This is a genomic window from Corynebacterium tuscaniense, from assembly GCF_008693065.1.
GTDB classification, from domain to species: domain Bacteria; phylum Actinomycetota; class Actinomycetes; order Mycobacteriales; family Mycobacteriaceae; genus Corynebacterium; species Corynebacterium tuscaniense.
Genome location: NZ_VXKH01000026.1, coordinates 1 through 26,075 on the forward strand (window position 1 = coordinate 1; position 26,075 = coordinate 26,075).

Below are 26,075 nucleotides of genomic sequence, written 5' to 3' on the forward strand. Positions count from 1 at the left end.
CCGGCACCCGCGCCAGTAACCAACGGTGATGGCGCCGACACCGACGGCCCGACTTCCGCACTCGCCCCACTGGCCGCGATGCTGGTGAGCGCACTGGCCGTCGTCGCTGGTGTAGCACTCGCCCTGGCCGCCTACGCCGTGCGTGGCCGAAACCGCTGGCTCACCCTCGGTGTGGGCACAGCGTTCATTACCGCCGCTGGTCTCATTCTCGTGGGCATTCTGGGGACGAACCTCAGCGTTCTTGCCCTGGCCGTCAGCGGTCTTGCTCTCGCACTTGTTACCCTCGCCTCCGCCGGCTTCACCTGGATCGTTCGCTCCTCCTTCGGCCGCACCGGCGGCACCGCCGTTGCCGGTATCTTTGGTCTCCTGCAGATGGCCATCGTCGGCTGGGTGTGGTCCACCGCCGCTACCGGCAACGTTGGCTTGCCGTGGCGCACCATCTCCTCCGCACTGCCCATGCACTGGTCAACGGCGGCTATCTCCTCCGCTGGCAACCAAGGCTCCGCCATCGCCATGTGGTCTGGCCTGGTAATGAGTGCCTTCCTCGCCCTGTTGGGTGCCGCCGCCGTAGCCATGACCACACGCGCGGTGGGCGGAAGCCTTGGCGGGGACTATGAGGAGTTCTACGATGACTACTCCGATGATTACCCCGAGGATGATGCGGATGACTACGTGGATGACTACGGGTATGACGCAGAAAACCAGGTGAAAGACCAACGCGAATCACCCTCACCCAAGGGCAACCACTCGTGGCGCTCACGCTTAGGCCGCCAATGAAACTTTTCACTACCTAAGGAGATTGTGGCGAATCCCAGAAAAGGCGGGAAGTGTGACTAATTGGCCGGAGGGATGGTAAAAAGAGTGTGTCAGTTCGTAGCATGAGACGAACTGACAGCTGTTTCCTTTCAGGGACAGGGGCAGATGAAGGGCGCCGCTACTCCCAGCGGTGCCCTTCATTGTTCTTGACCCTTAACCCCCAGACGGACAAGGAAGAAGTAAGCCCCCTCAACGAGGGGGCTTGTGTGGTCGGGATAACAGGATTTGAACCTGCGACCTCTTCGTCCCGAACGAAGCGCGCTACCAAGCTGCGCCATATCCCGGTGTATCAGAACCATGGCCGGGGCCGTGGTGTGGTACTCGGGATACTCTAGTCCACGGTGGGGATACTGCCAAAACGCCAGCTGGGAATGTTTTGGGGCGGTTGAGGAAAAGCTATTCCGGGCGTTCGGTGATCCGGATGAGGCTGGCGGATGGGCGACAAAACAGTCGCACTGGGGCGAACTTGGAGGTACCTAGGCCGTTGGATACTTCCAGCCACATTGTGCCGTAGCGGTGGAGGCCCGAGGCACGCCCCCGGTCAATGTCGGCGTTGGTGACTAGGGCGTGGCCGCCGGGCAGGCAGATTTGTCCGCCGTGGGTGTGGCCGGCGAGGGTCAGGTCGTAGCCATCGGCCTCAAAGCGGTCGAGGACACGGCGGTAGGGGGCGTGGGTGACGCCGATGGCTAGATCAGCGGCAGGGTTGGGGGCACCGGCGACGGAGTCGTAGTCGTCGAAGTCGTGGTGGGCGTCATCGGTGCCGGTGACGGCAAGTTTTAGGCCACCGGCCTTGAATTCTAAGCGGGCGTGGGTGGCGTCGTGCCAGCCGTGTTCGATGAAGGCGGCGCGCATCCCCTTCCACGGCAGATCCACATAGGAGGGTTCACGTTTTTGGTCCAGCAGGTACTGCAAAGGATTGACCATGCGTGGGGCCCAGTAGTCATTGGTGCCAAAGACGAAGACGCCGGGGCGGTCTAGGAGTGGGCCAAGGGCATTGAGTACGTCGGGGACGGCGCGCTCATCGGACAGGTTGTCACCGGTGTTCACCACCAGATCCGGGTTCAGCGCATCGAGGGCGCTGACCCACTCCACCTTGGTTTTTTGCCCCGGGATCATGTGGAGGTCGGAGAGGTGGAGGAGGGTGAAGGCGGGGGGCTGTGAGGCGTCGATAAGCGGATTGCGCGGCAACGTGCCGGGCGGAAGAATGGGTAGCTCGTACGTTTTGAGCTGGAATTTTGTTAGTTCACTCACGCCGAACGCGAATACTGCCGCGCCGAGACCTGCGAGTCCTGCGCCCACGCGGGCTACTTGTGCCAGTCGCTTCCTCATTCGCCCAAGACTACTCTCGGGACCATGAGTGAACTGAAATTGAAGATCTCCGCCGACCTCAAAGAAGCAATGAAAGCGAAGGATAAGACCCGCGTTGGTGCGATTCGTATGCTGCTCGCCGCGATTCAGACTGAGGAGACGGAAGGCACGAAGCACGAGCTCACGGATGATGAGGTGCTGAAGATCATCGCGCGTGAAATTAAGAAGCGCCGCGAATCCGCTGAGATCTACACGCAAAACAACCGCGAGGATCTTGCGGAGACGGAGCTCTCCGAGGTCGCCGTGCTCGAGGATTACCAGCCAGAACAGCTCAGCGATGAAGAGGTTGCTCAGCTTATCGACGCCGCAGTGGCCGAAACCGGCGCCACCTCCATGAAGGAGATGGGGCAGGTGATGAAGCTGGCTACGGAGAAGGCAGCTGGCCGCGCGGACGGAAAGCGCCTGTCCACGGCAGTGCGGGAGCGCCTGGCCTAAGCACTTTTAGCCGAAGAGGTCTGCGAGGCTGTCCGCGAAACGGTCCAACTCCTGCTCAAACTCCTCGCGGTTGAAGGTGGGGGCATCTTCCTCATCCGTCCGGTCGCGGCGGGAATCCTCGCGGGAGGGGGAGCCATCCGCCAGAACCAGAGTGATGGTTGAGTTCGGTCCCGGGTCCGAAACAGAGCGGGTATTCACCACTTCATCGCGGGGTTTACCTGTGCCTGAGGTCATGGTTTCGCGGACTCGGAAGCCAGCGTCTTCCAGCATGGCGCGGGCCTCATCCTTGTGCATACCCACGGCGCGCTTGAGCAATTCCTTGCGTGCGGAGGGGTCAAATAGGGCACTCGGAGCAGGCAGACCGGCATCTTGCACGCCGGCGCGGGTAGCCATGGCGAACCAGGAATGAGCCGCCTCATGGCCACCGAACAAGGTCCCGCTGGAGCACTGGCGTACCGGGCCAGTACACAGCGGGGTGGTTTGAGTGCCGTCGTTATAGATGTATGTGGCAGCAGCGAATCCATTGTTGAAGCCAAGGAAAGCGGATGACTGGTGTGATTCTGTCGTACCCGTCTTCGCGGCCACCGGCCCGCTCCAGCCATTTGCCCCGGCGGCATCCTTGGCTGTGCCGGAAACAGCGTCCTCAGCCATGCCGCCAGCGAGACCTGCGGCGAGGTCTTCAGATACCGCCTGCTGGCACTGGGGGCGTTCGATGAACACTTCTTCCCCTTGGCGGTCTACAACCTTCTCCACTGGGCTCGGCTCACACCACATTCCCTTAGACGCCAGCGTTGCCCCCACATTGGACAGCTCCAGCGGATTCACTGGGGTGGGGCCAAGGGTGAAAGAACCCAGGTTGTGTTGGCGGAAATAATCCGCGATGGAACTCTCACCATCGAAAGTGCCGGCGTCCTCATAGGAGCGCAGGCCAAGGCGCACAGCCATGTCCACGGTTTCTTCGACGCCCACGTCCTCAATAAGCTCCACAAAGGATGTGTTCGGCGACTGCGCCAACGCATCCCGCAACGTCAGCTTGGGGGCGTACGAGCCGGCGTTTTCAACACAGTAAGCACCCGCTGGGCAGTTCCGGGCGCCACCTTCACCCATGCCGTACACCACAGCACGGGTAGGAACATCAAGTTCAGACTCAAGGTTATAGCCCTTCTCCAATGCGGCGGCAGCGGTGAAGATCTTGAACACCGAGCCAGCACCATTGCCCACCATGGTGGAAGTTTGAGGCAAGACGGTCTCACCCACTTCTTGGTTGAGGCCGTAGCCACGGGAGGAGGTCATAGCCAAGATCCGGCGAGAATCCTCACCGGGTTCAACCACATTAATCACCTCGGCCACACCCTGCTGGCTGGGGTTGACTGCCCCGGCCGCGGCCTCACGGGCGATGGCTTGGACCTGCGGGTCGAGAGTGGTGGTGATGGTGTAGCCGCCCCGCTCGAGTTCTTCCATGGGCAAGCCCTTGCTGCTCAGATAGCGCAGTGCGTAATCACACAGGAAACCAGCATCACCAGCGGCGATGCAGCCGCGGGGGAGGAGTGCAGGCTGATCCAAAACCCCCAGTGGCTCCCCCGCGAAACGGTCAGCCTCCGCCTGGGCGAGGTAGCCCGAGCCCACCATGGCCTGCAGTACTGTGTTGCGGCGCTCCGTGGCGCCCTCCGGGTTGGTGTACGGGTTGAGCATCTCGGAGGACTGCAGCATGCCCACCAGCATTGCTGCCTGCGGAACCGTCAGCTCAGCCGCCGAAGTATCAAAGTAGGTACGGGCGGCGGCCTCAATGCCAAAAGCGTGGTTGCCAAAAGACACTAAATTTAAGTAGCGCGCCAGGATCTCTTCTTTAGGCAGCTTCTTGTCCAAATCAGAGGCCATGCGCATTTCGCGCAGCTTGCGGGGGAGGGACTGTTCGACGGCGGCGCTTTGCTCCTCCGGATTCTCAGCGGCGACAAGCAGCAGGTAATTTTTCACGTATTGCTGGTTGATCGTGGATGCACCCTCAGCCACCCCACCTGCGAGGACATTGGCCACGATTGCGCGTGCAAAGCCTTGCATATCCACGCCCTCGTGCTCGTAGAAGCGCCTGTCCTCAATAGCAACGAGCGCATCCTTGGCAGCCTGGCTGATCTCATCCGGAGCGACCTCGTAGCGGCGCTGGGTGAAAATCCAGGCCATCGGGTCGCCGTTCTTATCGGTGATGGTGGTTACCCCGGGGGCAGATCCGTCTGTGAGCTCCGCGAGGTTGGATTGCATCGTCGAATTCACACGGTTGACCGCAGTACCGCTGATCCCCACAACGGGGGCAAGGCCGAGCACGGTGACGAGACCCGCGGCCACGGCACCGACGAAAACTTTTCCTAGCGAACCTAGTGATGACACCCCTCATACACTACGGCGTGAGTATGTGAAGCGGAATCTTCACCTACCCCCGTGCGTGTGATCTAATCGACAGTTTTAAAATCGCGTGATTAGACTTACAAAACAACGTCGCATAGATTTCTACGTATTGAAAACTATTTGAGTCTTTAAGACGTTTGGGAAGGAGACAGCTGTGACCACGACGATCAGTAACCGCACTCTTGGAGTTGCCACCGCGCCTCTTAAGGAGCGGACAAAGCTAGTACGTCCGGTCAAGCCGTCTTCTACCACTGGTTACTCCAAGCAGCAACAGCAACCGAATGACTCGGTGGACACCTTCGAGCGTGGGGAATGGGTTACCCAGGCAGTGTGCCGTCAGGGCGACCCAGACGCACTCTTTGTCCGTGGCGCGGAGCAGCGCAAAGCTGCCGCCATCTGCCGCGGATGCCCTGTGCTGTTGGAATGCCGCGCTGACGCGCTGGACAACAAGGTTGAATTCGGCGTGTGGGGTGGTCTGACCGAACGTCAGCGCCGCGCCGTTCTACGCAAGAACCCTGAGGTAACCAACTGGGCGGAGCACCTCAAATCTGGCCGGGAGGTCATCGGCCTGTAGGCGCCCCAGTTATTTGCCCAGCAGCGTCTGCGCCAGCGCGATCACGCCTGCGGTACGCTCCTCGTTCTTGTGCCCGCTCGTCGGGAGCACCTGAAAAAGCTTTTGTACCCACGCGCCCCCGCCCCCTACGCTGCCGCGCGGGCAGAGATTAATCGGGGATGCTGGGGGAGTAGTGAAAAGCGCAGCTGGGAAACCTGCGATGGGGGCTTCGTGCTGTGTGGCGAAGTAGGTGAAAAGCTTGGCTGTTGCCTGCGCATCGCCCAAGGCGGAGTGGGGGAAATCATTGTGGATTCCGGTTCTGCTGAGGGCGTCCGCTAACTTCTTCACCCCGAGATAATGGCTGGCCAGGTGCATCGTGTCGATCCATTGATAAGGCAGGCCTGCTGCAACGCCAGCTCGTTCGAACTCGTGCGCAAGGAAGCGCTGCTCGAAGGACGCATTGTGCGCAACTAGGGTGTGTCCATTGAGAACAGCGCCCAAATGCTTTGCGACGTCCGCGAAAGTAGGCGCATCCACCACATCCGTTGCTGTGATCTGGTGAATCTCCGAATTCGCGATGTCGCGCAGCGGCTGGATGAGGGTCTCCCAAGTGCTCTCAAACACAAGATGGGAGTCCAGCAGCACCACTCCAATTTCAATGATTCGATCACGGTGGGAAAACCCCGTGGTCTCCAAGTCCACTACCGCGTATCCCGACTGATAGCTCATGTTCGCCATTCCTCAGGCCGATCCTTGTTCTGACAAATGTCAAGTTAGTGGAGGGGCGTGACATTTCCGGTGAACAATGGGATCAGCCGTTCGATTCGGATATGGGGCGGAGCGCACCGGTAGTGTGGTGGCCATGAAGAAATGGGAATACGTCACTGTGCCACTGTTGTCTCATGCCACCAAGCAGATCCTGGATACGTGGGGTGAAGAAGGTTGGGAGCTTGTCACTGTTACTCCTGGCCCGAACCCGGAGAACATGGTTGCTTACATGAAGCGGGAGCTCTAAACCATGGGAGCGCTTGAACGTATCGAGGAATTGGGCCTTACTCTCCCTGCTGTTGCTGCACCTGTTGCGGCCTATGTGCCGGCCACAAAAGTAGACAATCAGGTGTGGACATCAGGCCAGTTGCCGTTCGTCGATGGTGCCCTGCCAGCAACTGGCAAGGTCGGTGCGGAGGTAACTGACGAAGAAGCTTATGGCTTTGCGCGCACCGCCGTGCTCAACGCGCTGGCAGCTGTTCATGCCGAGGTTGGCCTGGACCGTGTTGTGCGTGTGCTCAAGGTTGTGGGCTATGTGGCATCCGCCCCTGACTTCTATGGGCAGCCAGCCGTGATCAACGGTGCTTCCGAATTGATAGGGGAGATCTTCGGCGAAAGCGGTGCTCATGTTCGCTCCGCCGTTGGTGTTGCTGCGCTTCCCTTGAATGCTCCGGTTGAGGTTGAACTGGTTGTTGAGGTTCGCTAGCCGCAGATCTTCGTCGCTTCAATGGGTGAAGCGGTAGGGTGGAGTACATGAAGCATCCTGCTTATAGCCAGCTGCGTCCAGTGACTCCCTCCGCTGGTGTGGTCTTGGCACCGAACCCCAGCTATGCCGCGTTGGAGGGTACTAATACTTGGGTGATTCGCGACCCGGAGGATGAGTTCTCCATCGTGATTGATCCCGGCCCGGAAGATGAGGGACACCTTAATGTTGTGCAGTCTAAGGCCGACAAGGTTGCACTCATCCTTCTGACGCACCGGCACCATGACCATGCGGACGGTGCTGCGCGCTTCCGCCAGCTCACAGGAGCCCCAATTCGTGCTTTTGATGAGCAATACTGCTCCGACGGTGAAGAACCTTTGGAAGACGGTGAGATCATCAAGGTTGACGGCGTCACCCCGCAGATCAAGGTGGTGCACACCCCAGGACACACGGCCGACTGCGTGTGCTTCTACATCTACTCCGGTGATCCGAACAGCCCAGATTCAGTGCTCGAAGGCATTGTCACAGGTGACACGATCGCTGGCCGTCACACCACTATGATCTCGGAGACGGACGGTGACTTGGGTGATTACCTTGAGTCCTTGTCCAGACTTGAGGAAGATGGTGCGGGTATCCCGCTGCTGCCGGGTCACGGTCCTGATGGGGAAAATCTGGCCGAGTTTGCCCGCAAGTACATTGACCGCCGCGAGTACCGCCTGGATCAGATCCGCAAGGTCCGTGAGGAACACGGAAATGACCTGTCCATCACGGAATTGGTGGACGCCATGTATGACGACGTAGATCCGGTTTTGCGCGGTGCTGCTGAGCAGTCCACGCGCGTGGCTCTGCGTTATCTTGACGGTAAGAAGTAGGCAAGAAGTAGGCCGCACCCGCCCGAACTGAAATTCAGCCACCCGCTGCCCCAGGCTCGTGATACCAACTCTGGAGAGTCTGTATCATCTCCTGGGCTTTTGCCGGGTGGCTGTAGTGTTTCCGGGAGTTGAGGGCAGGGCCCTCGGGCCGAGCGCGTCGCCTGTGCAGCGCTAGCGTGCGCGGCGTGCGAGGTGCTCCGTGTCAACGATGACCACGGACTTGCCTTCGAGGCGGATCCAGCCGCGCTGGGCGAAGGTGGCCAGGGCCTTGTTCACGGTTTCGCGGGACGCACCAACGAGTTGGGCGATCTCTTCCTGGGTCAGGTCGTGGTTGACGCGCAGGGCACCACCCTCCTGGACGCCGAAGCGGTTAGCCAGCTGAAGTAGGGTCTTGGCAACGCGGCCTGGCACGTCGGTGAAGATGAGGTCTGCCAGTGAGGCATTGGTGCGGCGCAGGCGACGGGCTAGTACACGGAGGAGCTGTTGGGAGATCTCCGGGTGGTCAGCGATCCACTTCTTGAGCATCTCCGAGTCCATTGTGGCGGTGGTTACCTCGGTTACGCACACGGCGGAAGACGTGCGTGGGCCGGGATCAAAGATGGACAGTTCCCCGAACATGTCAGAGGGGCCCATGACGGACAGAAGGTTTTCGCGACCATCAGGTGCGTGACGGGCAAGCTTCACTTTGCCGTCGACGATGATGTACAGGGTGTTCCCGGGTTCACCCTCATCAAAAATGGTGGTACCGCGGGGGAATGTTTCCGCTTGCATGTCGCTGATGAGGTTGACTACCGCATCAGGGTCGACGCCCTGGAAGATGCCGGCGCGCGCCAGTGTGTCCTGTACACTTTCCATCGCTTCTCCTCCTTGGTTGCGTTGGCGCTGGGTCATAAGTGAGCGACTGCAGAGCGCTGTGGAGTTGGTCACCCATGACCTAGTTCGCGCCCCAAGTCACAATAATCACTAGAGTAGCACGTCCAGAATCGTGTACACGTGCTTTCGTGCGTGTTTCTGGGACTTTCCTAAAAATTTTCCCCAGAAAAGTAGATACAGGTTAGGGTGGCTGGATTTAGTCTTGGGGGTTCACCACTGCGGTTTCCAGCCGTTCCATCAGCACGATGAAGAGCGCAAGGAACAGCGGCGCAAAGAGGGCCGCAAGAAAAGTAACCATGCCTCCCATAATAAGGCGGACTTATTCATCGGTGACTCAGGGCTACCGCCTCAACCTCACAGCTATAGTTAACGGCATGTCTGACGCCGTTTCTCCACCCCCGCACTTTGTGCGCCGGACCCGGCGCCCGGGAACTCATCCGGCAGCGAAAGGGAAAGAAACGGAACTGGGGCGCACCCGCCGCGGCCGGCGCATAAACCGGATGCTGGCGCAGGTCTACCCGGACGCGCATGCGGAGCTGGACTTCACTAACCCCCTCGAACTGCTTGTGGCCACGGTGTTGAGCGCCCAGACGACAGATGTGCGCGTTAACCAAGTCACCCCTGAACTGTTCCGGCGCTACCCCACGGCGGAAGCCTATGCCACCGCGAATGTGGATGAGATTGGGGAGATCATTCGCCCCGTGGGGTTTTATCGGGCGAAGGCGGGGCATTTGAAGGGGTTGGGGGAAATGCTCGTCGATAAGCATGGCGGCGAGGTCCCTGAAGCCCTCGATGACCTTGTGAAACTTCCTGGAGTTGGGCGAAAAACAGCGCATGTTGTGCGCGGCAATGCCTTTGATCATCCAGGGTTGACCGTGGATACGCATTTTCAGCGGCTTGTGCACCGGCTTGCGCTGACAGAGGAAAACGATCCGGTGGCCATTGAGCATGCGATTGGCGCGATCATTGAGAAAAGTGAGTGGACAATGTTCTCTCACCGCATCATTTTCCATGGTCGGCGGGTGTGCCATGCGCGCAAACCGGCGTGCGGGGCGTGCCCGATCGCGTATGAGTGCCCGAGTTTCGGTGCCGGCCCGATCGAGTGGGATGAGGCTGCGGCTTTGGTCACTGGTCCGGAACGTGAGCACATCCTGGATTTGGCTTCCGGCGAAGGGGAGGGGCAATGACACGGAATCTCCTGTTTGGCGTGGGAGCTATCGTCGTTGCCACGGTGCTGGTCATCCTCGGTGCGATGAAGCTTTTCAGCGTCGCCCCGGGGCCCAACGCAGCCCCGGACCCAACGGTTCCAACGGCGAACCAGCAGACAGTCGCGCCGGAAGAAGCCGATAACGTTGCGCCCGGTTCGCGGCCGGATTGCCTCGTGCGTGCGATTGGCGGGGTGGAGCTGCCGTGCTTGGGTGGCAATGAAGCAGCGGAGCAGAAACCTGGCTCCAATGATGTGACGGTGGTGAGTCTGTGGGCATGGTGGTGTGCGCCGTGCAGGGAGGAACTACCACTGTTGGAGGAGTATGCGGCAGCGCACCCGGAGTTGACTGTTGTAGGAGTGCATGCGGACCAGAAGGCTGCGGCTGGTGCGTCACTGTTGAATGAGCTCGGTGTGGATCTGCCGTCCTACCAGGACAGTTCTGGTGTGTTCGCAGCGGAGCAGAACCTGCCACAAGTTGTGCCGATCCTCATGGTGTTCCGGGGTGAGCAGCGCATTGGTATGTTTGCTAAGCCCTTTACCAGTGTTGAGGAAATCGCGGCTGCCGTTGAGGGGGTGCTGTGATGGGTGTTCAGCTGAATCCTGACCATTCGCCGCAGTGGTTGCGCGGGCTCACAGATGTTCTGGGAAAGCCGGGCAGTGCGAAACTGGTGCACAAGATGCAGGGCCACATGCGCTTTGCGTCCCGTAAGCCTAAGCATGCGGCGGTTCTCATGTGTTTTACCGGTACGGCGGATGCACTCACACTGCCGGAGGATGCCCAACTCCTGATCACTCACCGCACCCCGACGTTGCGGAATCATTCCGGCCAGATGGCGTTTCCTGGTGGACGCGTTGATCCGGGGGATACTGGCCCTGTTGGTGCGGCGCTGCGTGAGGCACAGGAGGAAACCGGGCTGGACCCGGCGGGTGTGACACCCCTGGCGGTGGTGGAGTCCATCGCGGTGGGCCCGTCGGGCAATCCGGTGAACCCGGTGTTGGCCTACGCCCCGGAGCCCGGCCCCGTCTGGTCGGCGAGCCCGGCAGAAAACGATGATGTTTTCTTTGTGCCCCTGTCCCACTTCATCAACCCGGACAACCGCTTCCGTGTGTCGCGTCTGGGCTGGTCAGGACCAGCCTTTGAGTTGGATGGTTACGTGGTGTGGGGGTTTACAGCTTCGCTGATCTCAGTGATGATCCGTGAGGCGGGATGGGAAGAGCCGTGGGAGCACAAGGACGCGGTGGATTTGCGTCAAGCTCTTGGTAGATCCCGTAATGGGGAAGGGCACGGCTTCTAGATGGTTTCTGGTTTTCTCCTCGTGGATATCCTCGTTGTTGTCTTGCTTCTCGCCGCGCTCATCAGCGGGTGGCGTAGTGGTGCGCTGTCAGCAGCGTTGGGTGCGCTCGGCATCGTTGCGGGTCTTGTCGTGGGGCTTGGCGTCGCGTCTGCTCTCGTCGGGCTGTCGGAGGTGCCCGGGATACGTGTTTTGCTCGTTCTGGCCACAGTGGTGCTCTTCGTCGGCGTGGGCAACATCGGGGGCGCCACAGTGGGCGCTACTTTGCGGGATCGCATGCGCACTAAGTCTTCACAAAGGTGGGATTCAGGGCTCGGTGCGGCCTTCCAAGCCATCGTTGCTGCGATGGTGATCTGGCTCGTTTCTCTCCCGGTCGCCGCAAATGTCGGTGGCCCCGTGGGTACCGCAGTGCGGGAATCGCGCATTCTCAGTGCGATGGATAGCGCCGCGCCAACGTGGGGCAAGCAGGTGCCGGAGCAGATCGCAGCGCTTATCGACGTCACAGGCCTACCACCCATGGTCTCCCCCTTCGAAGCCAAGGGGGTAGAAGTTGCGGACCCTGATCCTGCCGATGTTGATCCGGCTGTGATTGAAGCTCTGCGCCCAAGCGTGGTTCACGTGTTAGGGGATGCGGAAAGCTGCCACCGTCGTCTTTCCGGTTCCGGCTACGTCGCAGCCCCCGATTACGTCATTACTAACGCGCACGTGGTTGCCGGCACCAACGCCGTGGAGGTGGACACCGTCCTGGGCGTGAAGGAAGCAGACGTTGTTTTGTATAACCCCGAAGTAGACCTTGCTGTTTTGCATGTTCCCTCACTCGGCATTGCGCCTTTGGACTCAGCGAAACACCAGGCACGCAGCGGTGATGGTGCAGTGCTGCTGGGCTTCCCAGCCTCTGGTCCGTTTACTGCCACACCAGCGCGTGTGCGCGACAAGGTCACCATCTCCGGACCAAATATCTACGCCAATGGGCGCACCGAAAGAGAGGCATACATCCTGCGCGGACAGGTACGTCAAGGCAATTCCGGAGGCCCCCTGGTCACACCGGACGGCAAGGTGGTTGGCGTAATTTTTGGTACCGCAGTAGATGGCAGCAACACCGGCTACGCTCTCACCCTTGAGCAGGTCAACGCGGTGGTGGGGGAGGTTGGAAGGCTGACGGAGATCGTCGATACGCAAAACTGCATGGGCTAGATCGCGTACCTGTTACAGGTGCGCGAAGAATGAGCTGAGTGCTGCCACGAACGCGCCGGGTTTTTCAATGTGAGGCACATTCTTCGCCCCCGGAATGCTGAGCTGCTGAGCGTGCGGCGCGCGGCGGATTGAATACGCGATGATCCGCTCCCACACTTTCTGGGGCGGGTGCAGCAACAGAACCGGAGCCTGCACCGGACCGTCCAACGTGTACTTCGCGTGCGGGGACGGCAAAGCGATGAGCTTCGGGGTGAGCAGGCGCGAATTACGCACGATGCCACGCAGCGCATTGCCAATCGTGGCGGCACGGATACGTAGCGCCAATGCCTCCTCAAACTCAGGAGTGCCGGTGAATGAAGATGCGGTGTTGACGGTGAGTTCGCGGCGCCAAATAGTGGGAGTGAAGCGCCGACAAGCGCGAATGACGCCACGTGGCAACACCCCCACGAGCACGCGCACCGTCATGTACGCGAGCTCCCACGGCCGACGAACCATGTGCGCACGCAGATCATGCGGGTGAGCGGCGGAAACCGAAGTCAACGAAGTCACTCGCTGCGGATAGGCAGCGGCATAGACCCACGCCATCGCCCCACCCGTGTCATGACCAACAAGATGAGCTGTGTCGTGCCCAAGCGCAGTGATCATCCCGTCAATATCGCCGAGGGCCAACAGCACATCACTGCCTGCTTGCCTCGGCGGCTTATCTGACATGCCATAACCACGCATATCCACCGCCGCAACATGGAAACCTGCCTCCGCTAACGGCGCAATGACATGCCGAAAATCCATCCACGCCCCGAAGGTGCCATGAATGAGCAGCACCAACGGGTCAGCTGGGTTGCCGGCCACCGCAGCGTGCAAACGAATCCCCCGAGTGTGCAGCATCGTGTGCTCAAAAGGGCCCTCCACGGCAACCGTGTTGGGCGATACCGGCTGCCGCGGCACCCGCGGTTTCAACCGGGGCAACAAACGAGTCACCTTCATATGGCAGTACACCCCCTTACATACCACGAACGCGCTCGTGATTACCTCACGAGCGCGTGCGGTGAATGCGTCTACTTCACCGAGGACTAGTTAGAACCGTAAGCAGGCTCACCCGTGTTACGGGAGGTGAAGAGCTCCGAGGTGTCCTTAGAAAGGTTCTTCTGTGCCTTACCAGGAACCAAATTCTTCAGCTCCCCAACAGACTCAATAGTCTTCTCCGGCTTCTTCACGCCCTTGAAACGTTTCACACCAACCAGGGCCAGCAGCCCAGCAGTAATGAGCATGAGTAGGAAAACCAGGCCGAAGCCCCATGCCTCATTGGTCCAAATAGCAATCAACTTGGCCAGGAAGAAGAAAAAGAAGAAGGAGGAAAACAGCGCGATCACACCGGCTGCGATAAGAAGGCCACTACCAACAGCAGCCTTCTTGGCCTCGCCGACAACCTCAGTCTTGGCCAGCTCAATCTCATTGCGCACCAGGCTAGACACCTGCTCAGTGGCATTGGACACCAACGTGCCCAGCGAGTCCGCGCCCGGCTGGGTCACGTCTGTATCCCGCAGAGGAATCGAGTCCACCTTTGCGCTAAAGCTAGTCGGGCCACTGGTGTACATGCCTTTGTTGCTCACGTTCTAAAAACCTTCCTTCGGTGGGCCGCGGTGGCGGCACGAATTCATGTGAATTCGCGTTGGACGCACCTTTCAAAGTACCGAAAGTACCGTGACATTGCCTGAAAGATGCTTGAAATAAGCACAGGTCCCTCATCCTAGCAGCCACGAAGCGGGCAAGTTCGGGTGGATTAGGAAGCGTCGCGTCCGCGCTGAGCCAGCCATACCCCCACCGCAGCGAGTGCGGTGACACCGGCGGCAATGCCAGCGCCGATGCCGATCTCGCGGGCACCAGGGGAGGGCACAAGCGGTTCCGGCTGCTTGAAACTAAGGATTTCCCACCCCTGTTCCGCAGCATGCTTGCGCAGGCCGCGTTCCGGATTCACAGCAACGGGGTGGCCCACAACCTCCAGCATTGGAATATCGGTTGCGGAATCCGAGTAGGCATAACAATCCGACAAGTTGTAGCCGCGCTCCTCAGCCAGCTCTCGCATTGCATCAGCTTTGGCTTGGCCTTTGAGGTAGCGCGTAATGGTGCCAGTGAGTTTGCCGTCCACAACTTCGGCCTCGGTGGCCACGATTGTGTCAATGCCGAGCTCATGTGCAATTGGTTCCACCAGAATTCGGGCCGAGGCCGAAACAATAACCAGGTCATGCCCCATATCGCGGTGGTGATCAATGAGCTCACGCGCCTCGGAATAAATAGCCGGTGTGACTACGGAGCCCATGGTGTCTGAGACAATCTGGGAAATTTCCTCAATATCCCAGCCTTCGACCATCTCCGCCAGACGGTCCCGCGTAGCATCCATCTTGTTGCTGGACTGGCCCACAAACATGTACGAAGCCTTGGTTAAGTACAGCTCCAGAGCTTCTTGCCGGGTGATCAGGCCACTTTCAAGAAAACCACGGCCGAACGCGAAGGCGGAGGACGTGGCGATGATGGTTTTGTCTAAGTCAAAGAACGCAGCCGTGGTCGTGGGCGACATGTTGACAGTTTAGCGCGCTCTTGCGCCAGTAACGTTTTTGCAGTTTAAAGCGTGTTTACAGGGGGAGCGTCCGCGATTTGAATAACGTTTGGATAAACTTCTATCAAAATCTTGTCTATTCTTGTAATCGTGTGTAACAATAGTGAGCGCACGGCCCCGATATACAGTGTGGCCGGCCCCGGTCCAACCCCCCCGTGACCGGGTTACCCGACGGCCCGCGCACCCCCCCGATAGCGCGGGCCGTCCCCTATTCTCTGGACTCCTGCTCGAATGGTGGGTGTTGTCGTTTAACCCACCTTTGTGCCGTTTGTTCGGCTTGCTTCTCATTGCCCGGTTGAGGGGGTCAATGTCCACTTCAGTGTGCAATGAGGCTGGATGAGTGGAGGTTATCCACAATTTTTTGATGAGGCATCTACATAAATAGGGGTTATCCACAGCCTGCAAAAACGCCCCTTGAGCAGGCCTAAAAAGTGGTTCATGGTGGGGTCATGCGAAATGAAACAGCGCCCATCGTCGTCGCCGTCGGCGATGCGCTCCTTCACCCGGAAGCGATGCACCTTGCCGCTGTCACTGGCCGTGGAGTCATTGATGTTCGGGACCCAGCGGAGATAGCACTCCACATCACGCGGGGCTTCGCCGTGCTTATCGACGACACCTTTTTAACCGCCCTCACCCCCTCCAGCGAAGCCGATGCTAAGGCGCATCCGGGAGTGTTTCGGATCTGTGGGAATACCGATGTTGGCGCTGCTGAGACTGCTGAAACATTAGCTGTGGTGCGGGCCTCGTTCATGCTTCCGGCGGAGGCGGCTTCTTTGCTGAAAGCGTTAGGGGAGTTAGAACAGCGGGCACCCCACAGGGCGGGTGGTGCGGATCTTCCGGGAGCTGGCGTGGTGCTCACCTTCATCGGTGCAGCAGGCGGTGCCGGGACATCAACCTTGGCCGGGGCCGTGGCCCGTGTATTGGCGGGCAAGGTAGCAACTGGTTCTGGTGAAGGGCTTGATCCGGTGTTGGTGGATGGGCACCGCTATTCCGGCGGGCTTGATCTTCTACTGGGACTAGAAGATTCCATTGGTGCGCGGTGGGGTGATATCCAGATCGGGGACGGCAACGTGGACCGTGGGATCTTTGTCCGCGCGCTGCCTCGCACCGCCGATGGGATTGCGGTGCTGACGCACTCGCGTTCTACGTTGCCAGCGCAGATGAATGAAGGCCCCCAGCAGCCTGCGGCATGGGAGCGGGCAGTGGCAGTACTCGGCGCGGGAGGGGTGACCCTCGTTGATACACCACCCGGTGGGCACATGGTGCGTAGTGACCATACCTTCATCGTCACCCCGGCTGAGGTGAGAGCTGCTGCATCGGCTGCTCTTATTGCTGCTGAATGCCGGGCTAGCTCAACTCCCGCGTCCGTGGTTCTGCGCCATCGCGCATGGTCAGGGATGACTGCGGAAGATATCAGCCACGTGACCAAAACGGAGGTGATTGCGGAGGTTCCCACCATTCGCTCCCTGACTAAGGACACTGAAATTTTGGGCTTGCCTTCGCGTTTGCCTCGTGGTTTAGCCAACGTGGCAGAAGCGATCATTGGGGCGGTGTCGTGATGGATCGCAATAAAATCATCACTGCGGTGCAGCGCCGGCTGGCGGATGATCCACGCTTGGTGCCCACAAACGGCCACGTCGACCCCGCTGAACTCGCTGCTGTCATCCGGGAGGAAGCGGTGGTGATCAGCGACCTGGATGTGCTGGACATCATGCGTGCACTGCGCGATGAGACGGTAGGAATTGGCCCGCTTGAGCAGTTGCTTGCTATCGACGGCGTCACCGACATCTGCGTTAACGGCCCTGATGACATCTTCATTGATCGTGGTGCCGGATTGGAGCGTAGCGGGCTCACCCTGCCCGATGATGCGGATGTGCGCCGTTTAGCCACACGACTGGCCACGACGTGCGGGCGCCGGCTCGATGACGCCCGACCGTTCGCGGACGGACACCTGACCCGGGACGATGGCACCCTCGTGCGCTTCCATGCCGTGCTGCCACCCACCTCCGCAGCGGGCACCTGCATTTCCTTGAGAGTGCTGCGTAGCAAAACTGCCACGCTTGAGCAGTTGGAAACTTCGGGCGCGGTGGATGAGGAAAGGGCGAGGGTGTTGTGGGGAATCGTCGATAAGCGAAAAGCTTTCCTTGTTGTCGGCGGAACCGGAACGGGCAAAACAACATTGCTCGCGGCGATGCTGGCGCAGGTTGCGCCACATGAGCGGATCGTGGCGATTGAGGACACGGTGGAACTCGTACCCACCCACCCGCACGTGGTGAACCTGACCTCACGTGGCGCGAATGCCGAAGGTGCGGGCGAAATTAGCATGTCTGACTTGCTACAACAATCGCTACGCATGCGTCCGGATCGCATCGTGGTGGGGGAGATCCGCGGCCCTGAAGTGGTGGACCTTCTCGCCGCGTTGAATACAGGCCACGATGGGGGTGCCGGGACCGTACACGCCAACTCAATTGAGGAAGTCCCTGCTCGATTGGAGGCCCTCGCAGCGCTTGGCGGTCTGGACAGGGCAGCGCTTCATTCACAGCTCGCCGCTGCCGTGGATGTCGTTGTGGTGATGAAGCGGCAGGCCGATGGTTCGCGCATTGTCCACCAGATCGGGGTGCTACAAGGCAATCCTGTGGTGCCGGAAGTGGTGTGGGACTCCGACCACGGACCGCAGGCGGGGTACGGCAAGCTCATCGCGGAATTGGGGGTGGCGGCATGATCCCGTTCATCCTCGTTGCTGCCGCGGTGTGCGTATGGCCCGTCAACCCTTCAGGGCGCATCATGGAGCATTCCCGGCGCCCCGTGCATCCCGCTGCTTTACCTGCCGCCATGGTGCTCGTGGTCCCTGCGATCTTAGCTACGGACCGCTCAACACTGCTGATCAGTGCCTGCATGGCCGGAGTTGTTGCTTTACGCACAGTGGCCCAATTCCGTGAACGAAAAACACGAGAGGCTGCTTTGGCCACCACGTCCACGTTCCTTGGCCACGTTGTGGCCGCCGTTCGTGCCGGATCCCCAATGCCAGAAGCGTGCAGCCGGGCGGTGGAGCAACTCCCGGCACACACCCCAGCAGAACTGAGAAAGGAGCTGCGCCGCGTCGCAGCTTTGAGTCAGGGAGGTGGGCAAGGCGCCAAAGCGTTGACCTCCTCTGACATGCCGGAACTGCGCGAGGTGGGCAATGTGTGGGCTCTATCGACCCAACTGGGTATTCCGGCTGCGGATCTTCTGACAAGCGCCCGCGCCCGCATCGACCACACACTGCGCCACAGAAACGCAACCAAAGCTGCCCTTTCCGGGCCACGAGCAACAGCCGCGATCCTCTCGGTTCTGCCCCTTGCTGGGGTGCTCATGGGCGAAGCGATGGGTGCACGGCCCATTGCGCTGCTTACCGGCGGTGGGTTAGGCGGGATCTTGTTGGTCGGTGGAACGGCGCTGGTGTGCGCCGGGTTCATCACATCCCAGACGATCATCGGGAGGGCAGCCACATGAGTGGAACAGTTGTTTTGAGCCTGGCCGCAGCTGTCTTGCTTGGTGCCGGTGTAAGCGTGGCAACACCACCGCCGCGTGGACGATTAGGCATGGACGACCCAGCACCACGGGAAAAGGCCATACCGCTGCTCCAACGAGGACTCAACCCCAAAACCCCGCGTGATGGTCCCGCTATGCGGCATAGGATCGCCAGCGATATTGAGCTCTTCGCTGCCTGCTACCGCGCCGGGCTACCGGCCGCCACAGCAGCGGAAGCGGTTGCTGCCAGTTATGGCGGCGCTCAACCGCGGCAGGGCACAACAGCCGACATGTGGCGGCGTGTAGTTGCCTACCTTTCACTCGGGGTTGAACCTGACCGGGCCTGGGCCGTCATGGACGGGACCCCAGGGTTAGAAGAGCTTGCCTCGCTGGTCACCTTGTCCCACGCTTCGGGCACTGCCGTCGCGCAGGGGTGCGGCCGCATTGTCACGGAACTCCGTGAAGCGGCCGCCGATGATGCGACAGCGGCTGCCGAACGCGCAGGAGTGCTCATCAGCATTCCGCTTGCCGCGTTCTTCCTTCCCGCCTTCTTTGTTCTTGGCCTGGCCCCAGTAGTCATCGGGCTCGGTGCAGGAATGCTCGGCGGGTGACACAGAAACCACTCACAACCACTGAATGAAAACAACCAACAAATAAACCACTAAGGAGAAAAACAATGAAAACACTGACGAATCTGAAGGATGTTTTTAGCCAGCCGATTGACCGGGCACTGACCCGCGCTTATGCGCATGCCACCGCACGGATGCAGGTGGTACGGAATGACGCGGGGATGTCCACCATTGAATACGCCATGGGATCTTTAGCAGCCGCGGCGCTCGCCGCAGTGCTCTACATGGTGATCAACGGCAATGGTGTGGTTGATGCGATCGAAGGAATCATCACCGATGCGCTTAGCAATAAGCCGTCTTAAGGTGATGGACGATCGCGGTTCCGTCACCATTGAAGCCGCTTTATCGTTGGCAGTTTTGGTGACGGTCGCCGCGGCGATCATCGCGGGGATCTCCACCATGGCGGCGTACGTGTCCGCGGTGGATGTGGCTGGTGCTGCTGCGCGGTCGCACGCGATCGGGGTGGAGTATTCCCCGCCGCGGGACAGCATTGATGTTACGGTCACCGAGAGCGCAGACATGGTCACGGTCACCGCGCGTGTGCCCGCCGTCGTGCGGGATATGCACGCCACCGCGGTCTACCCGGTGGAGGTGCGGTGAAGCACAGATTGCTTATCGACGATCACGGCTACGCCACCATCGTCTCCGCCACCATCGTGGCTGCGGTGGTAAGCCTGGCTGTCGTCGTCGCCGGCATAGTCAGCACCGTGGTGAATTCCCACCGTGCCCAAGCCGCGGCGGATCTTTCCGCCGTGGCGGCGGCTACCGCGCTCTACGCCGGAAATGACCCATGTGGGACAGCCCGCATCACTGCTGAACTCAACCAGGCGCGTGTGTTGAGCTGTCAGGTGATCGACGTAGACACTGTGGTTACAGCGAAAGTTGGGCGCGCCGAGGCAACAGCACGGGCCGGGCCGATTTAGGCGCCCGGTGGGGTTTGGGGCTTGGTGGGGGCAATGCGTGAGGAGAGCCCCGCCGTCATGGTCACCAACGCGCCCAGCAGTTTCAACGTCCCAGCCTTATCCAAAGGCTGGTTGCCGTTACCGCACTTGGGGGATTGCACGCACGACGGACAGCCCGATGCACACCTGCAGGATTTCACCGCCTCAAAGGTTGCCTCAATCCATTCGTGAAAGCGCGCGTAGCCCTCATCGGCGAAGCCCGCACCGCCCGGGTGGCCGTCGTAGACAAACACGGTGGGTTGCATCGTGTCCGGGTGCAGTGCAGTGGATACACCGCCGATATCCCACCGGTCACAGGTAGCTAACAAAGGAAGGAGACCAATGGCAGCGTGCTCCGCGGCATGCAGCGCACCGGGGACATCACCAGGGGAAATACCGATTTCATCGAGTATCAGCGGATCAATGGTGTACGCCACCGCGCGGGTAACAAGGGTTTGCTCGGGGAGGTCGAGGGGGATGTGTTCGGACACGGTGCCGTCGGAAAGCCTCACAACATAGCCCGTGACATGGTCAGTGACCTTGACATCAACGTTGGCCACCCATAAACCCGGCGACGGATTGACCCGCGCGTGTGGTTCCCCGATCACCGCAATGTCGGTGGTGGAGCGCGCCATCGTGGAATAGTCCGGCATCTCCGGGTGAGCAAGTGCAACGTAATTGTCCAAGTCCAGCTCATCAATGATGAAGTACTCGCCCTGGTGGATGTACACCGCACCGTCATGCACCTGCGCGGCAGCGCGGCCGGAGTCGATAGTGCCCAGCAGGCGCCCATCGGTGGCATCCACAATCATCACTTCTTCGCCTGTGCCACCGCGCAGCGAGACCAGCCCGTGCGCTGTTTCCGGGGTGATGTCGCCGGTGAGCTGCGGCACCGCAAACCACCCGCGCGGGCGGCGGCGCAAAAACCCAGCGAATGTCAGCTCCGCCACCACATCGTCAGCCCCAAACGCAGCCACATCCTCCTCCGTCAACGGGCGCTCCACTGCAGCGCAGTACACATGTCCCCGCAAAATGAAAGGATTCTGCGGATTGAACACACTGTTTTCCACCGGCTTATCCAGTAGCGCTTCGGGGTGGTGCACCAAATAGGTGTCCATCGGCTCATCGCGGGCAACCATCACCACCAAGGAGGACTGTCCCCGGCGGCCAGAGCGCCCCGCCTGCTGCCGGAAAGACGCGACCGTGCCCGGGAACCCTGCCATGACCACGGCGTCGAGCCCGCCAACGTCAATGCCTAACTCCAGCGCATTCGTTGTGGCCATGCCCAGAAGATCACCGTTATCCAGTGCCTTTTCCAGCGCGCGGCGATCCTCCGCCAAATACCCGGCGCGGTAGGAGGCAATGCGGGAGGCGAAATCAGCTCGCCCTTTGGCCACCAAGTCTTCCGCGGCACTCATAGCCACGGTTTCCGCTGCGCGCCGGGAACGCACGAAGGTGAGTGTGCGTGCACCGGTGGCGACGAGCTCCGCCATCATGGCAGCCGCTTCCGTTGTGGCTGAGTGCCGGACGGGCGCACCATTTTCCCCCGCCGCGCCTTCGATGAACCCGGGTTCCCACAGGGCGAAGGTTTTCTCACCGGTGGGGGCGCCGTCGTCTGTCACTGCGGTGACGGGACGGCCGGTGAGATTACAAGCGTGCGCCGCGGGATCAGCAGCGGTGGCGGACGCCAAGATGAACACCGGTTCTGCCCCATACGCCCTGGCAAGACGGTCAAGACGCCGCAACACCAGGGCCACGTTCGCACCGAAAACACCTCGGTAAGTGTGGCATTCGTCCACGATCACGTATTTCAGGTTGCGTAGCAGCCGCACCCATTTGGGGTGGCTGGACAAGATCCCGGCGTGCAGCATGTCGGGGTTGGTGAACACAAACCGGGTGGTTTCCCGGATGGTGGAGCGGGCTTCGGTGGGGGTGTCGCCGTCATAAGGCGCGGGGTTGGCGGCAGTTTTGGTGCCGTTACCCAATACGGGGTGGTCTTTGATGAGTGAGCTGACAGCCAACAACTGGTCTGAGCCGAGTGCCTTCGTCGGGGTGAGGTACATCGCGCAAGCCGTCGGATCAGTAGCCAGGGTGGTCAGCACCGGCAGCTGATACCCTAGGGACTTTCCGGAGGACGTCCCGGTAGCCACCACAACGTTTGTGCGCTCCCACGCCAACTGCGCGCACTGGGCCTGGTGGGTGTAGAGCGCCTGCACTCCTGATTCCTCCCAGAGCCGGCGCAATTCTTCATCAGCCCATGATGGCCAGGGTACGGTGCGAGCGGGTTGAGCAGGCAGCGTCCGCACGTGCGTAAGCGTGCCGGCGGGGAGGGTGCGGGAGATACTGTCAATGAGCTCGCTGGCGAATGAGCCGGGCACAGTCACGGCGGCACCTCCTGAAAACGCAGACGGAAAAACACAGAAATGAGTGAAAATGTTCACGTTCTCAGACGTGAACGCATAAATCATGGCAGACTTGGTGGCGGTTGCGGAAAAGAAGATCCGCCGCCATGAAACCGGATCGGCCGGTTTTAGTGAGATAACCGGCATATACGGAAGGTTTTCAAAAATGGCTACAGGTACCGTGAAGTGGTTTAACGCGGAAAAGGGTTTCGGTTTCATCGCTCCGGATGATGGTTCCACGGACGTATTCGTCCACTACTCCGAGATTCAGGGCAGCGGATTCCGCACCCTCGAAGAGGACCAGAAGGTTGAATTTGAGGTCGGGGAGGGCGCTAAAGGTCCGCAGGCTCAGCAGGTGCGCGCACTCTAATCGCACCGCACTCCCTGCTTTTTTAAACCGGTCTACCCAAAACGGGTGTGGCCGGTTTTTAAATGCTGGATACCCCGCGGCGTACGTCATTCCACTCCATGGCGGCTGCCTGCAGGCGCTGGATTGCCATGCCGACGAGGCTGCCTAAGGTCACACCAACGATCATGGCTAGGAGCGGGTAATCGGAGAAGAGTGTGCCACCGAGGTAACCGGTACCAACGCTGATGAGCACCCACAGGATGACACCGATGGTGTCAAAGAGGAAGAACAGGAACCAGTTGTAGCGCACGGAACCTAAAACAATCGTGGCCACCCAGCGTGCCCATGGCAGGAAGCGGGCAACAATGATGGTCACCGGGCCATGTTCGTGCATGTTGGCACGCACCCAGGTGATGGCTTTGCCGGCGCGGGATTCCGGGTCGAGGCGGTTGACCAGGCCAATGAGGCGGCCTCCCAGCATGAAGCACAAATTATCGCCAATGATCGCACCGATGCCGGCGGCGACCATCACCCACTTCACATCAGGCACTCCTTGAGAAGCGGAAAAGGCGCCAGCTAAGTTGAGCACCGTTTCAGACGGGACGAGTGGGCACAGCGCGTCAATAGTGATGAGGAGGCCGACGAGGGGATAGAAAATAGGCATCGTCATCAATTGCTCAAGAAAGGCAATTAGTCCGTCGACGATCTCGGTCACGCGGTCGGCCTCCTTCCCATGACAGGTTCCCTCACCACTTTTGGCAAGTTTACTCACGCTCGTTAGTCGAGCGAAGTGTTACGGTGCTAGAAAATGACGGTTGCGAAAAGGGGCCGTCGATAAGCAATTGCCTCCTCAAATTTGGGGCCGTAAGTTTCACGTGCTGCAAAATACGTGGTAGTTGTCTGTAGTGAGTTAATCGAGCACCGCACCTGAAGGAGTCACCCGGCGTGACGGAGAAGAACGCACAGGGAAAAACCCTGGTCATCGTGGAGTCGCAGACGAAGGCGAAGAAGATCCAGAAGTATCTGGGCGACAATTATTTCGTTGAGGCTTCCGTGGGGCATATTCGCGACCTTCCCGGCCGCTCAGCTGACATTCCTGCGAAGTACAAGAAGGAGCCGTGGGCGCGCCTGGGCGTGAACCCGGAGAACTCTTTTGAGCCGATTTACGTGGTCAGCGCGGATAAAAAGAAGAAGGTCACGGATCTGCGCGCCAAGCTGAAGCAGTCCGACAAGCTGCTGCTCGCAACAGACCCGGACCGGGAGGGTGAAGCGATTGCGTGGCACCTGCTTGAGGTGCTTAAGCCGAAGGTGCCGGTGGAGCGCATGGTGTTCAATGAGATCACTGAATCTGCCATCAGGGAAGCCGCGGAGAACACCCGTGAGCTGGACATGCACCTGGTGGATGCGCAGGAAACACGCCGCATTCTGGACCGCCTGTACGGCTATGAAGTCTCCCCGGTGCTGTGGAAGAAGATCATGCCGCGCCTGTCCGCTGGCCGTGTGCAGTCCGTGGCCACGCGCGTAATCGTGGAGCGTGAACGCGAGCGCATGGCGTTCGTCTCCGCCGAATACTGGGATGTCACCGCCACCCTCAACGCGGGTGCCACGGGTGCAGGTCAGCCGGATGAATTCGACGCCAAGCTCATTGCTATCGACGGCTCTAAGATCGCCCAAGGCCGCGATTTCGACGACCGTGGCCGGCTGAAAAACGACTCCCTCGTGGTGGTGGACAAGCAGGACGCGGAGAACCTCGCGGAAGCTCTCACGGGGCAGGCGATGGAAGTGTCCAACGTGGAATCCCGCCCGTACACCCGCAAGCCGTACGCGCCGTTCATGACGTCGACGCTGCAGCAGGCCGCCGGCGCAAAACTGCACTTCACCTCGGCCCGCACCATGCGCATTGCACAGCGCCTCTACGAAAACGGCCACATTACGTATATGCGTACGGACTCGACCTCGCTGTCCCAGCAGGGCGTGGCGGCTGCGCGCGCCGCCGCCACGGAGTTGTACGGCGCCAACTACGTCACCGACGCCCCGCGCCGCTACGACCGCAAGGTGAAGAACTCCCAGGAGGCGCACGAGGCTATTCGCCCCGCCGGTGAACGCTTTGCCACTCCCGGTGAGCTGGCGCAGTCTCTCGACGCTGAGGAATTCAAGCTTTACGAACTCATCTGGCAGCGCACCGTCGCCTCCCAGATGGAGGACTCCCGCGGCACGTCCGTCACCGTCACCATCGCCGGTGACGCCAAGACCGGCGAGCACGTTGAACTTTCTGCCTCCGGCCGCACCATCACCTTCCCAGGTTGGCTGCGCGCCTACTCCGACAGCCAGGACAGCAAGGAAAAGCACCTGCCTTCCCTGGCCAAGGGTGATGCGCTGACCGCCCGCGAGGTCACCGCCGACGGCCACTCCACCAACCCGCCGGCCCGCTACACCGAGGCCAGTTTGGTGAAGAAGATGGAGGACCTGGGCATTGGCCGCCCGTCCACCTATGCCTCGATCATCAAAACCATCCAGGACCGCGGCTACGTGGCCACCCGTGGTAATGCGCTCGTGCCTACCTGGGTTGCGTTCTCCGTGGTCGGGCTCATGGAGCAGAATTTCGATGCCCTAGTGGATTATGAGTTCACCTCCTCCATGGAAGACGAACTCGATGAGATCGCCCGCGGCACCGAGGACCGCACCGAGTGGCTCACCGGCTTCTACTTCGGCGATGCTGATGCGGACGATTCCACCGCCGAAGCCATCGCGCGCCGCGGCGGCTTGAAGTCCATCATCGAGACCAACCTCGAATCCATCGACGCCCGCCAGGTCAACTCGCTCGAACTTTATGTTGACGACGAAGGCCGCCCCGTCCACGTCCGCGTCGGCCGCTACGGCCCCTACCTGGAGCGCCAGATCGGCGTCAATGCCGACGGTGAGCCCGAGTATCAGCGCGCCAACCTGCCCGAATCCACCACCCCGGATGAGGTGACCCCGGCTATGGCGGAGAAGCTCTTTGCCATCCCGCCTACGGGACGCGAACTGGGCACCAACCCGGCCAACGGCCGCATGGTCGTGGCCAAGGAGGGCCGCTACGGCCCTTACGTCACCGAACTCGTGCGTGACGACGAGCGCGCTACCGCCGAAGCCCGCGCCCTCGAGATCGT

Annotated in this window: 27 protein-coding genes, 1 tRNA gene and 1 pseudogene; 19 read left to right on the forward strand and 10 right to left on the reverse strand. The window is 60.4% G+C overall.

Features of this window, described 5'->3' with window-relative positions; genetic code table 11:
* Positions 1–777, forward strand: a pseudogene (locus F4V54_RS11445) (hypothetical protein); the annotation flags it as partial.
* A gap of 246 nt (positions 778–1,023) precedes the next feature.
* On the opposite strand, the gene F4V54_RS06185 reads toward F4V54_RS11445, so the two are convergent.
* A tRNA-Pro gene (locus tag F4V54_RS06185) sits at positions 1,024–1,100 on the reverse strand.
* Between the two features lie 112 nt (positions 1,101–1,212).
* Positions 1,213–2,145, reverse strand: a complete 933-nt coding sequence (locus F4V54_RS06190; RefSeq protein ID WP_150386597.1) for a metallophosphoesterase — start codon at positions 2,143–2,145, stop codon at positions 1,213–1,215.
* A 24-nt stretch (positions 2,146–2,169) separates the two neighbouring features.
* Between F4V54_RS06190 and F4V54_RS06195 the strand changes: the two genes are divergently transcribed.
* Positions 2,170–2,619 carry a GatB/YqeY domain-containing protein gene (locus F4V54_RS06195; protein WP_034663150.1) on the forward strand — a complete coding sequence of 150 codons (450 nt, stop codon included), beginning with the start codon at positions 2,170–2,172 and terminating at the stop codon, positions 2,617–2,619.
* 6 nt (positions 2,620–2,625) lie between these two features.
* On the opposite strand, the gene F4V54_RS06200 is transcribed toward F4V54_RS06195, so the two are convergent.
* Positions 2,626–5,001, reverse strand: coding sequence for a transglycosylase domain-containing protein (locus F4V54_RS06200; RefSeq protein WP_150386598.1), 2,376 nt, complete (start codon positions 4,999–5,001; stop codon positions 2,626–2,628).
* 172 nt (positions 5,002–5,173) lie between these two features.
* Here F4V54_RS06200 and F4V54_RS06205 point away from each other — a divergent pair, with 172 nt between their 5' ends.
* Positions 5,174–5,593: a WhiB family transcriptional regulator gene (locus tag F4V54_RS06205; protein ID WP_376997926.1), complete on the forward strand. Its 420-nt coding sequence runs from the start codon at positions 5,174–5,176 to the stop codon at positions 5,591–5,593.
* Between the two features lie 9 nt (positions 5,594–5,602).
* On the opposite strand, the gene F4V54_RS06210 is transcribed toward F4V54_RS06205, so the two are convergent.
* Positions 5,603–6,301 (reverse strand): 3'-5' exonuclease, encoded by a 699-nt coding sequence (locus F4V54_RS06210; RefSeq protein ID WP_150386599.1) that lies wholly within the window; start codon positions 6,299–6,301, stop codon positions 5,603–5,605.
* Between the two features lie 133 nt (positions 6,302–6,434).
* Here F4V54_RS06210 and sp36 point away from each other — a divergent pair, with 133 nt between their 5' ends.
* From sp36 to F4V54_RS06225, 3 genes are read left to right on the forward strand one after another with little or no spacing between them, the layout of a single operon-like run.
* Entirely contained in the window at positions 6,435–6,587 is a 153-nt protein-coding gene (gene sp36 / locus F4V54_RS06215; protein ID WP_170253116.1) for a Sp36 family protein, read from the forward strand.
* 3 nt (positions 6,588–6,590) lie between these two features.
* On the forward strand, positions 6,591–7,046 hold the full coding sequence (locus F4V54_RS06220; RefSeq protein ID WP_150386600.1) for a RidA family protein: 456 nt from the start codon (positions 6,591–6,593) through the stop codon (positions 7,044–7,046).
* 47 nt (positions 7,047–7,093) lie between these two features.
* On the forward strand, positions 7,094–7,915 hold the full coding sequence (locus tag F4V54_RS06225; RefSeq protein WP_102723716.1) for an MBL fold metallo-hydrolase: 822 nt from the start codon (positions 7,094–7,096) through the stop codon (positions 7,913–7,915).
* Between the two features lie 171 nt (positions 7,916–8,086).
* Here the strand turns inward: F4V54_RS06225 and glxR are convergent, their stop codons facing one another.
* A complete protein-coding gene (gene glxR / locus F4V54_RS06230) occupies positions 8,087–8,770 on the reverse strand; it encodes a CRP-like cAMP-activated global transcriptional regulator GlxR (RefSeq protein WP_034663137.1) in 684 nt (227 codons plus the stop codon).
* Between the two features lie 392 nt (positions 8,771–9,162).
* On the opposite strand from glxR, the gene nth reads away from it, so the two are divergent.
* From nth to F4V54_RS06250, 4 genes are read left to right on the forward strand one after another with little or no spacing between them, the layout of a single operon-like run.
* Entirely contained in the window at positions 9,163–9,975 is an 813-nt protein-coding gene (gene nth / locus F4V54_RS06235; protein ID WP_150386601.1) for an endonuclease III, read from the forward strand.
* Positions 9,972–10,577: a TlpA family protein disulfide reductase gene (locus F4V54_RS06240; protein ID WP_150386602.1), complete on the forward strand. Its 606-nt coding sequence runs from the start codon at positions 9,972–9,974 to the stop codon at positions 10,575–10,577. Before nth ends, F4V54_RS06240 begins: the two co-directional genes overlap by 4 nt.
* Positions 10,577–11,290 (forward strand): NUDIX hydrolase, encoded by a 714-nt coding sequence (locus tag F4V54_RS06245; RefSeq protein WP_150386603.1) that lies wholly within the window; start codon positions 10,577–10,579, stop codon positions 11,288–11,290. The genes F4V54_RS06240 and F4V54_RS06245 overlap by 1 nt, the downstream gene beginning before the upstream one ends.
* Positions 11,291–12,481, forward strand: a complete 1,191-nt coding sequence (locus F4V54_RS06250) for a MarP family serine protease (protein ID WP_150386604.1) — start codon at positions 11,291–11,293, stop codon at positions 12,479–12,481.
* 12 nt (positions 12,482–12,493) lie between these two features.
* Here F4V54_RS06250 and F4V54_RS06255 read toward each other — a convergent pair whose 3' ends face one another.
* The 3 genes from F4V54_RS06255 to F4V54_RS06265 all read right to left on the reverse strand — a co-directional run bounded on the left by F4V54_RS06255 (position 12,494) and on the right by F4V54_RS06265 (position 15,056).
* Complete coding sequence (locus F4V54_RS06255; RefSeq protein WP_249041246.1) at positions 12,494–13,465, reverse strand: alpha/beta fold hydrolase; 972 nt, start codon at positions 13,463–13,465, stop codon at positions 12,494–12,496.
* Between the two features lie 86 nt (positions 13,466–13,551).
* Positions 13,552–14,091 (reverse strand): phage holin family protein, encoded by a 540-nt coding sequence (locus F4V54_RS06260; protein WP_150386605.1) that lies wholly within the window; start codon positions 14,089–14,091, stop codon positions 13,552–13,554.
* Between the two features lie 170 nt (positions 14,092–14,261).
* The gene (locus tag F4V54_RS06265; protein ID WP_034663127.1) at positions 14,262–15,056 is read right to left on the reverse strand and encodes an HAD family hydrolase; all 795 of its coding nucleotides are present in this window, start codon (positions 15,054–15,056) and stop codon (positions 14,262–14,264) included.
* Between the two features lie 488 nt (positions 15,057–15,544).
* Here F4V54_RS06265 and F4V54_RS06270 point away from each other — a divergent pair, with 488 nt between their 5' ends.
* The 7 genes from F4V54_RS06270 to F4V54_RS06300 all read left to right on the forward strand — a co-directional run bounded on the left by F4V54_RS06270 (position 15,545) and on the right by F4V54_RS06300 (position 20,157).
* A complete protein-coding gene (locus tag F4V54_RS06270; RefSeq protein ID WP_034663125.1) occupies positions 15,545–16,654 on the forward strand; it encodes a CpaE-like family protein in 1,110 nt (369 codons plus the stop codon).
* Positions 16,654–17,817, forward strand: a complete 1,164-nt coding sequence (locus F4V54_RS06275) for a TadA family conjugal transfer-associated ATPase (protein WP_150386606.1) — start codon at positions 16,654–16,656, stop codon at positions 17,815–17,817. The genes F4V54_RS06270 and F4V54_RS06275 overlap by 1 nt, the downstream gene beginning before the upstream one ends.
* Positions 17,814–18,587, forward strand: a complete 774-nt coding sequence (locus tag F4V54_RS06280; RefSeq protein ID WP_150386607.1) for a type II secretion system F family protein — start codon at positions 17,814–17,816, stop codon at positions 18,585–18,587. The genes F4V54_RS06275 and F4V54_RS06280 overlap by 4 nt, the downstream gene beginning before the upstream one ends.
* Entirely contained in the window at positions 18,584–19,216 is a 633-nt protein-coding gene (locus F4V54_RS06285; protein WP_249041247.1) for a type II secretion system F family protein, read from the forward strand. The genes F4V54_RS06280 and F4V54_RS06285 overlap by 4 nt, the downstream gene beginning before the upstream one ends.
* A 152-nt stretch (positions 19,217–19,368) precedes the next feature.
* Positions 19,369–19,536, forward strand: coding sequence for a DUF4244 domain-containing protein (locus F4V54_RS06290; RefSeq protein WP_084576506.1), 168 nt, complete (start codon positions 19,369–19,371; stop codon positions 19,534–19,536).
* A gap of 4 nt (positions 19,537–19,540) precedes the next feature.
* Positions 19,541–19,834 (forward strand): hypothetical protein, encoded by a 294-nt coding sequence (locus F4V54_RS06295; RefSeq protein WP_102723709.1) that lies wholly within the window; start codon positions 19,541–19,543, stop codon positions 19,832–19,834.
* The gene (locus F4V54_RS06300; protein ID WP_034663115.1) at positions 19,831–20,157 is read left to right on the forward strand and encodes an Rv3654c family TadE-like protein; all 327 of its coding nucleotides are present in this window, start codon (positions 19,831–19,833) and stop codon (positions 20,155–20,157) included. The genes F4V54_RS06295 and F4V54_RS06300 overlap by 4 nt, the downstream gene beginning before the upstream one ends.
* Here F4V54_RS06300 and F4V54_RS06305 read toward each other — a convergent pair.
* Positions 20,154–22,559, reverse strand: a complete 2,406-nt coding sequence (locus F4V54_RS06305; RefSeq protein ID WP_376997919.1) for a DEAD/DEAH box helicase — start codon at positions 22,557–22,559, stop codon at positions 20,154–20,156. The two genes, F4V54_RS06300 and F4V54_RS06305, sit on opposite strands and share 4 nt — an antisense overlap.
* A 184-nt stretch (positions 22,560–22,743) precedes the next feature.
* Here F4V54_RS06305 and F4V54_RS06310 point away from each other — a divergent pair, with 184 nt between their 5' ends.
* Positions 22,744–22,947, forward strand: a complete 204-nt coding sequence (locus tag F4V54_RS06310) for a cold-shock protein (RefSeq protein WP_034663113.1) — start codon at positions 22,744–22,746, stop codon at positions 22,945–22,947.
* Between the two features lie 58 nt (positions 22,948–23,005).
* Here F4V54_RS06310 and F4V54_RS06315 read toward each other — a convergent pair whose 3' ends face one another.
* Positions 23,006–23,641, reverse strand: coding sequence for a DedA family protein (locus F4V54_RS06315; RefSeq protein ID WP_308410352.1), 636 nt, complete (start codon positions 23,639–23,641; stop codon positions 23,006–23,008).
* A 230-nt stretch (positions 23,642–23,871) separates the two neighbouring features.
* On the opposite strand from F4V54_RS06315, the gene topA reads away from it, so the two are divergent.
* On the forward strand, positions 23,872–26,075 hold a 2,204-nt coding region (gene topA, locus F4V54_RS06320), incomplete at its 3' end, for a type I DNA topoisomerase (RefSeq protein ID WP_150386608.1).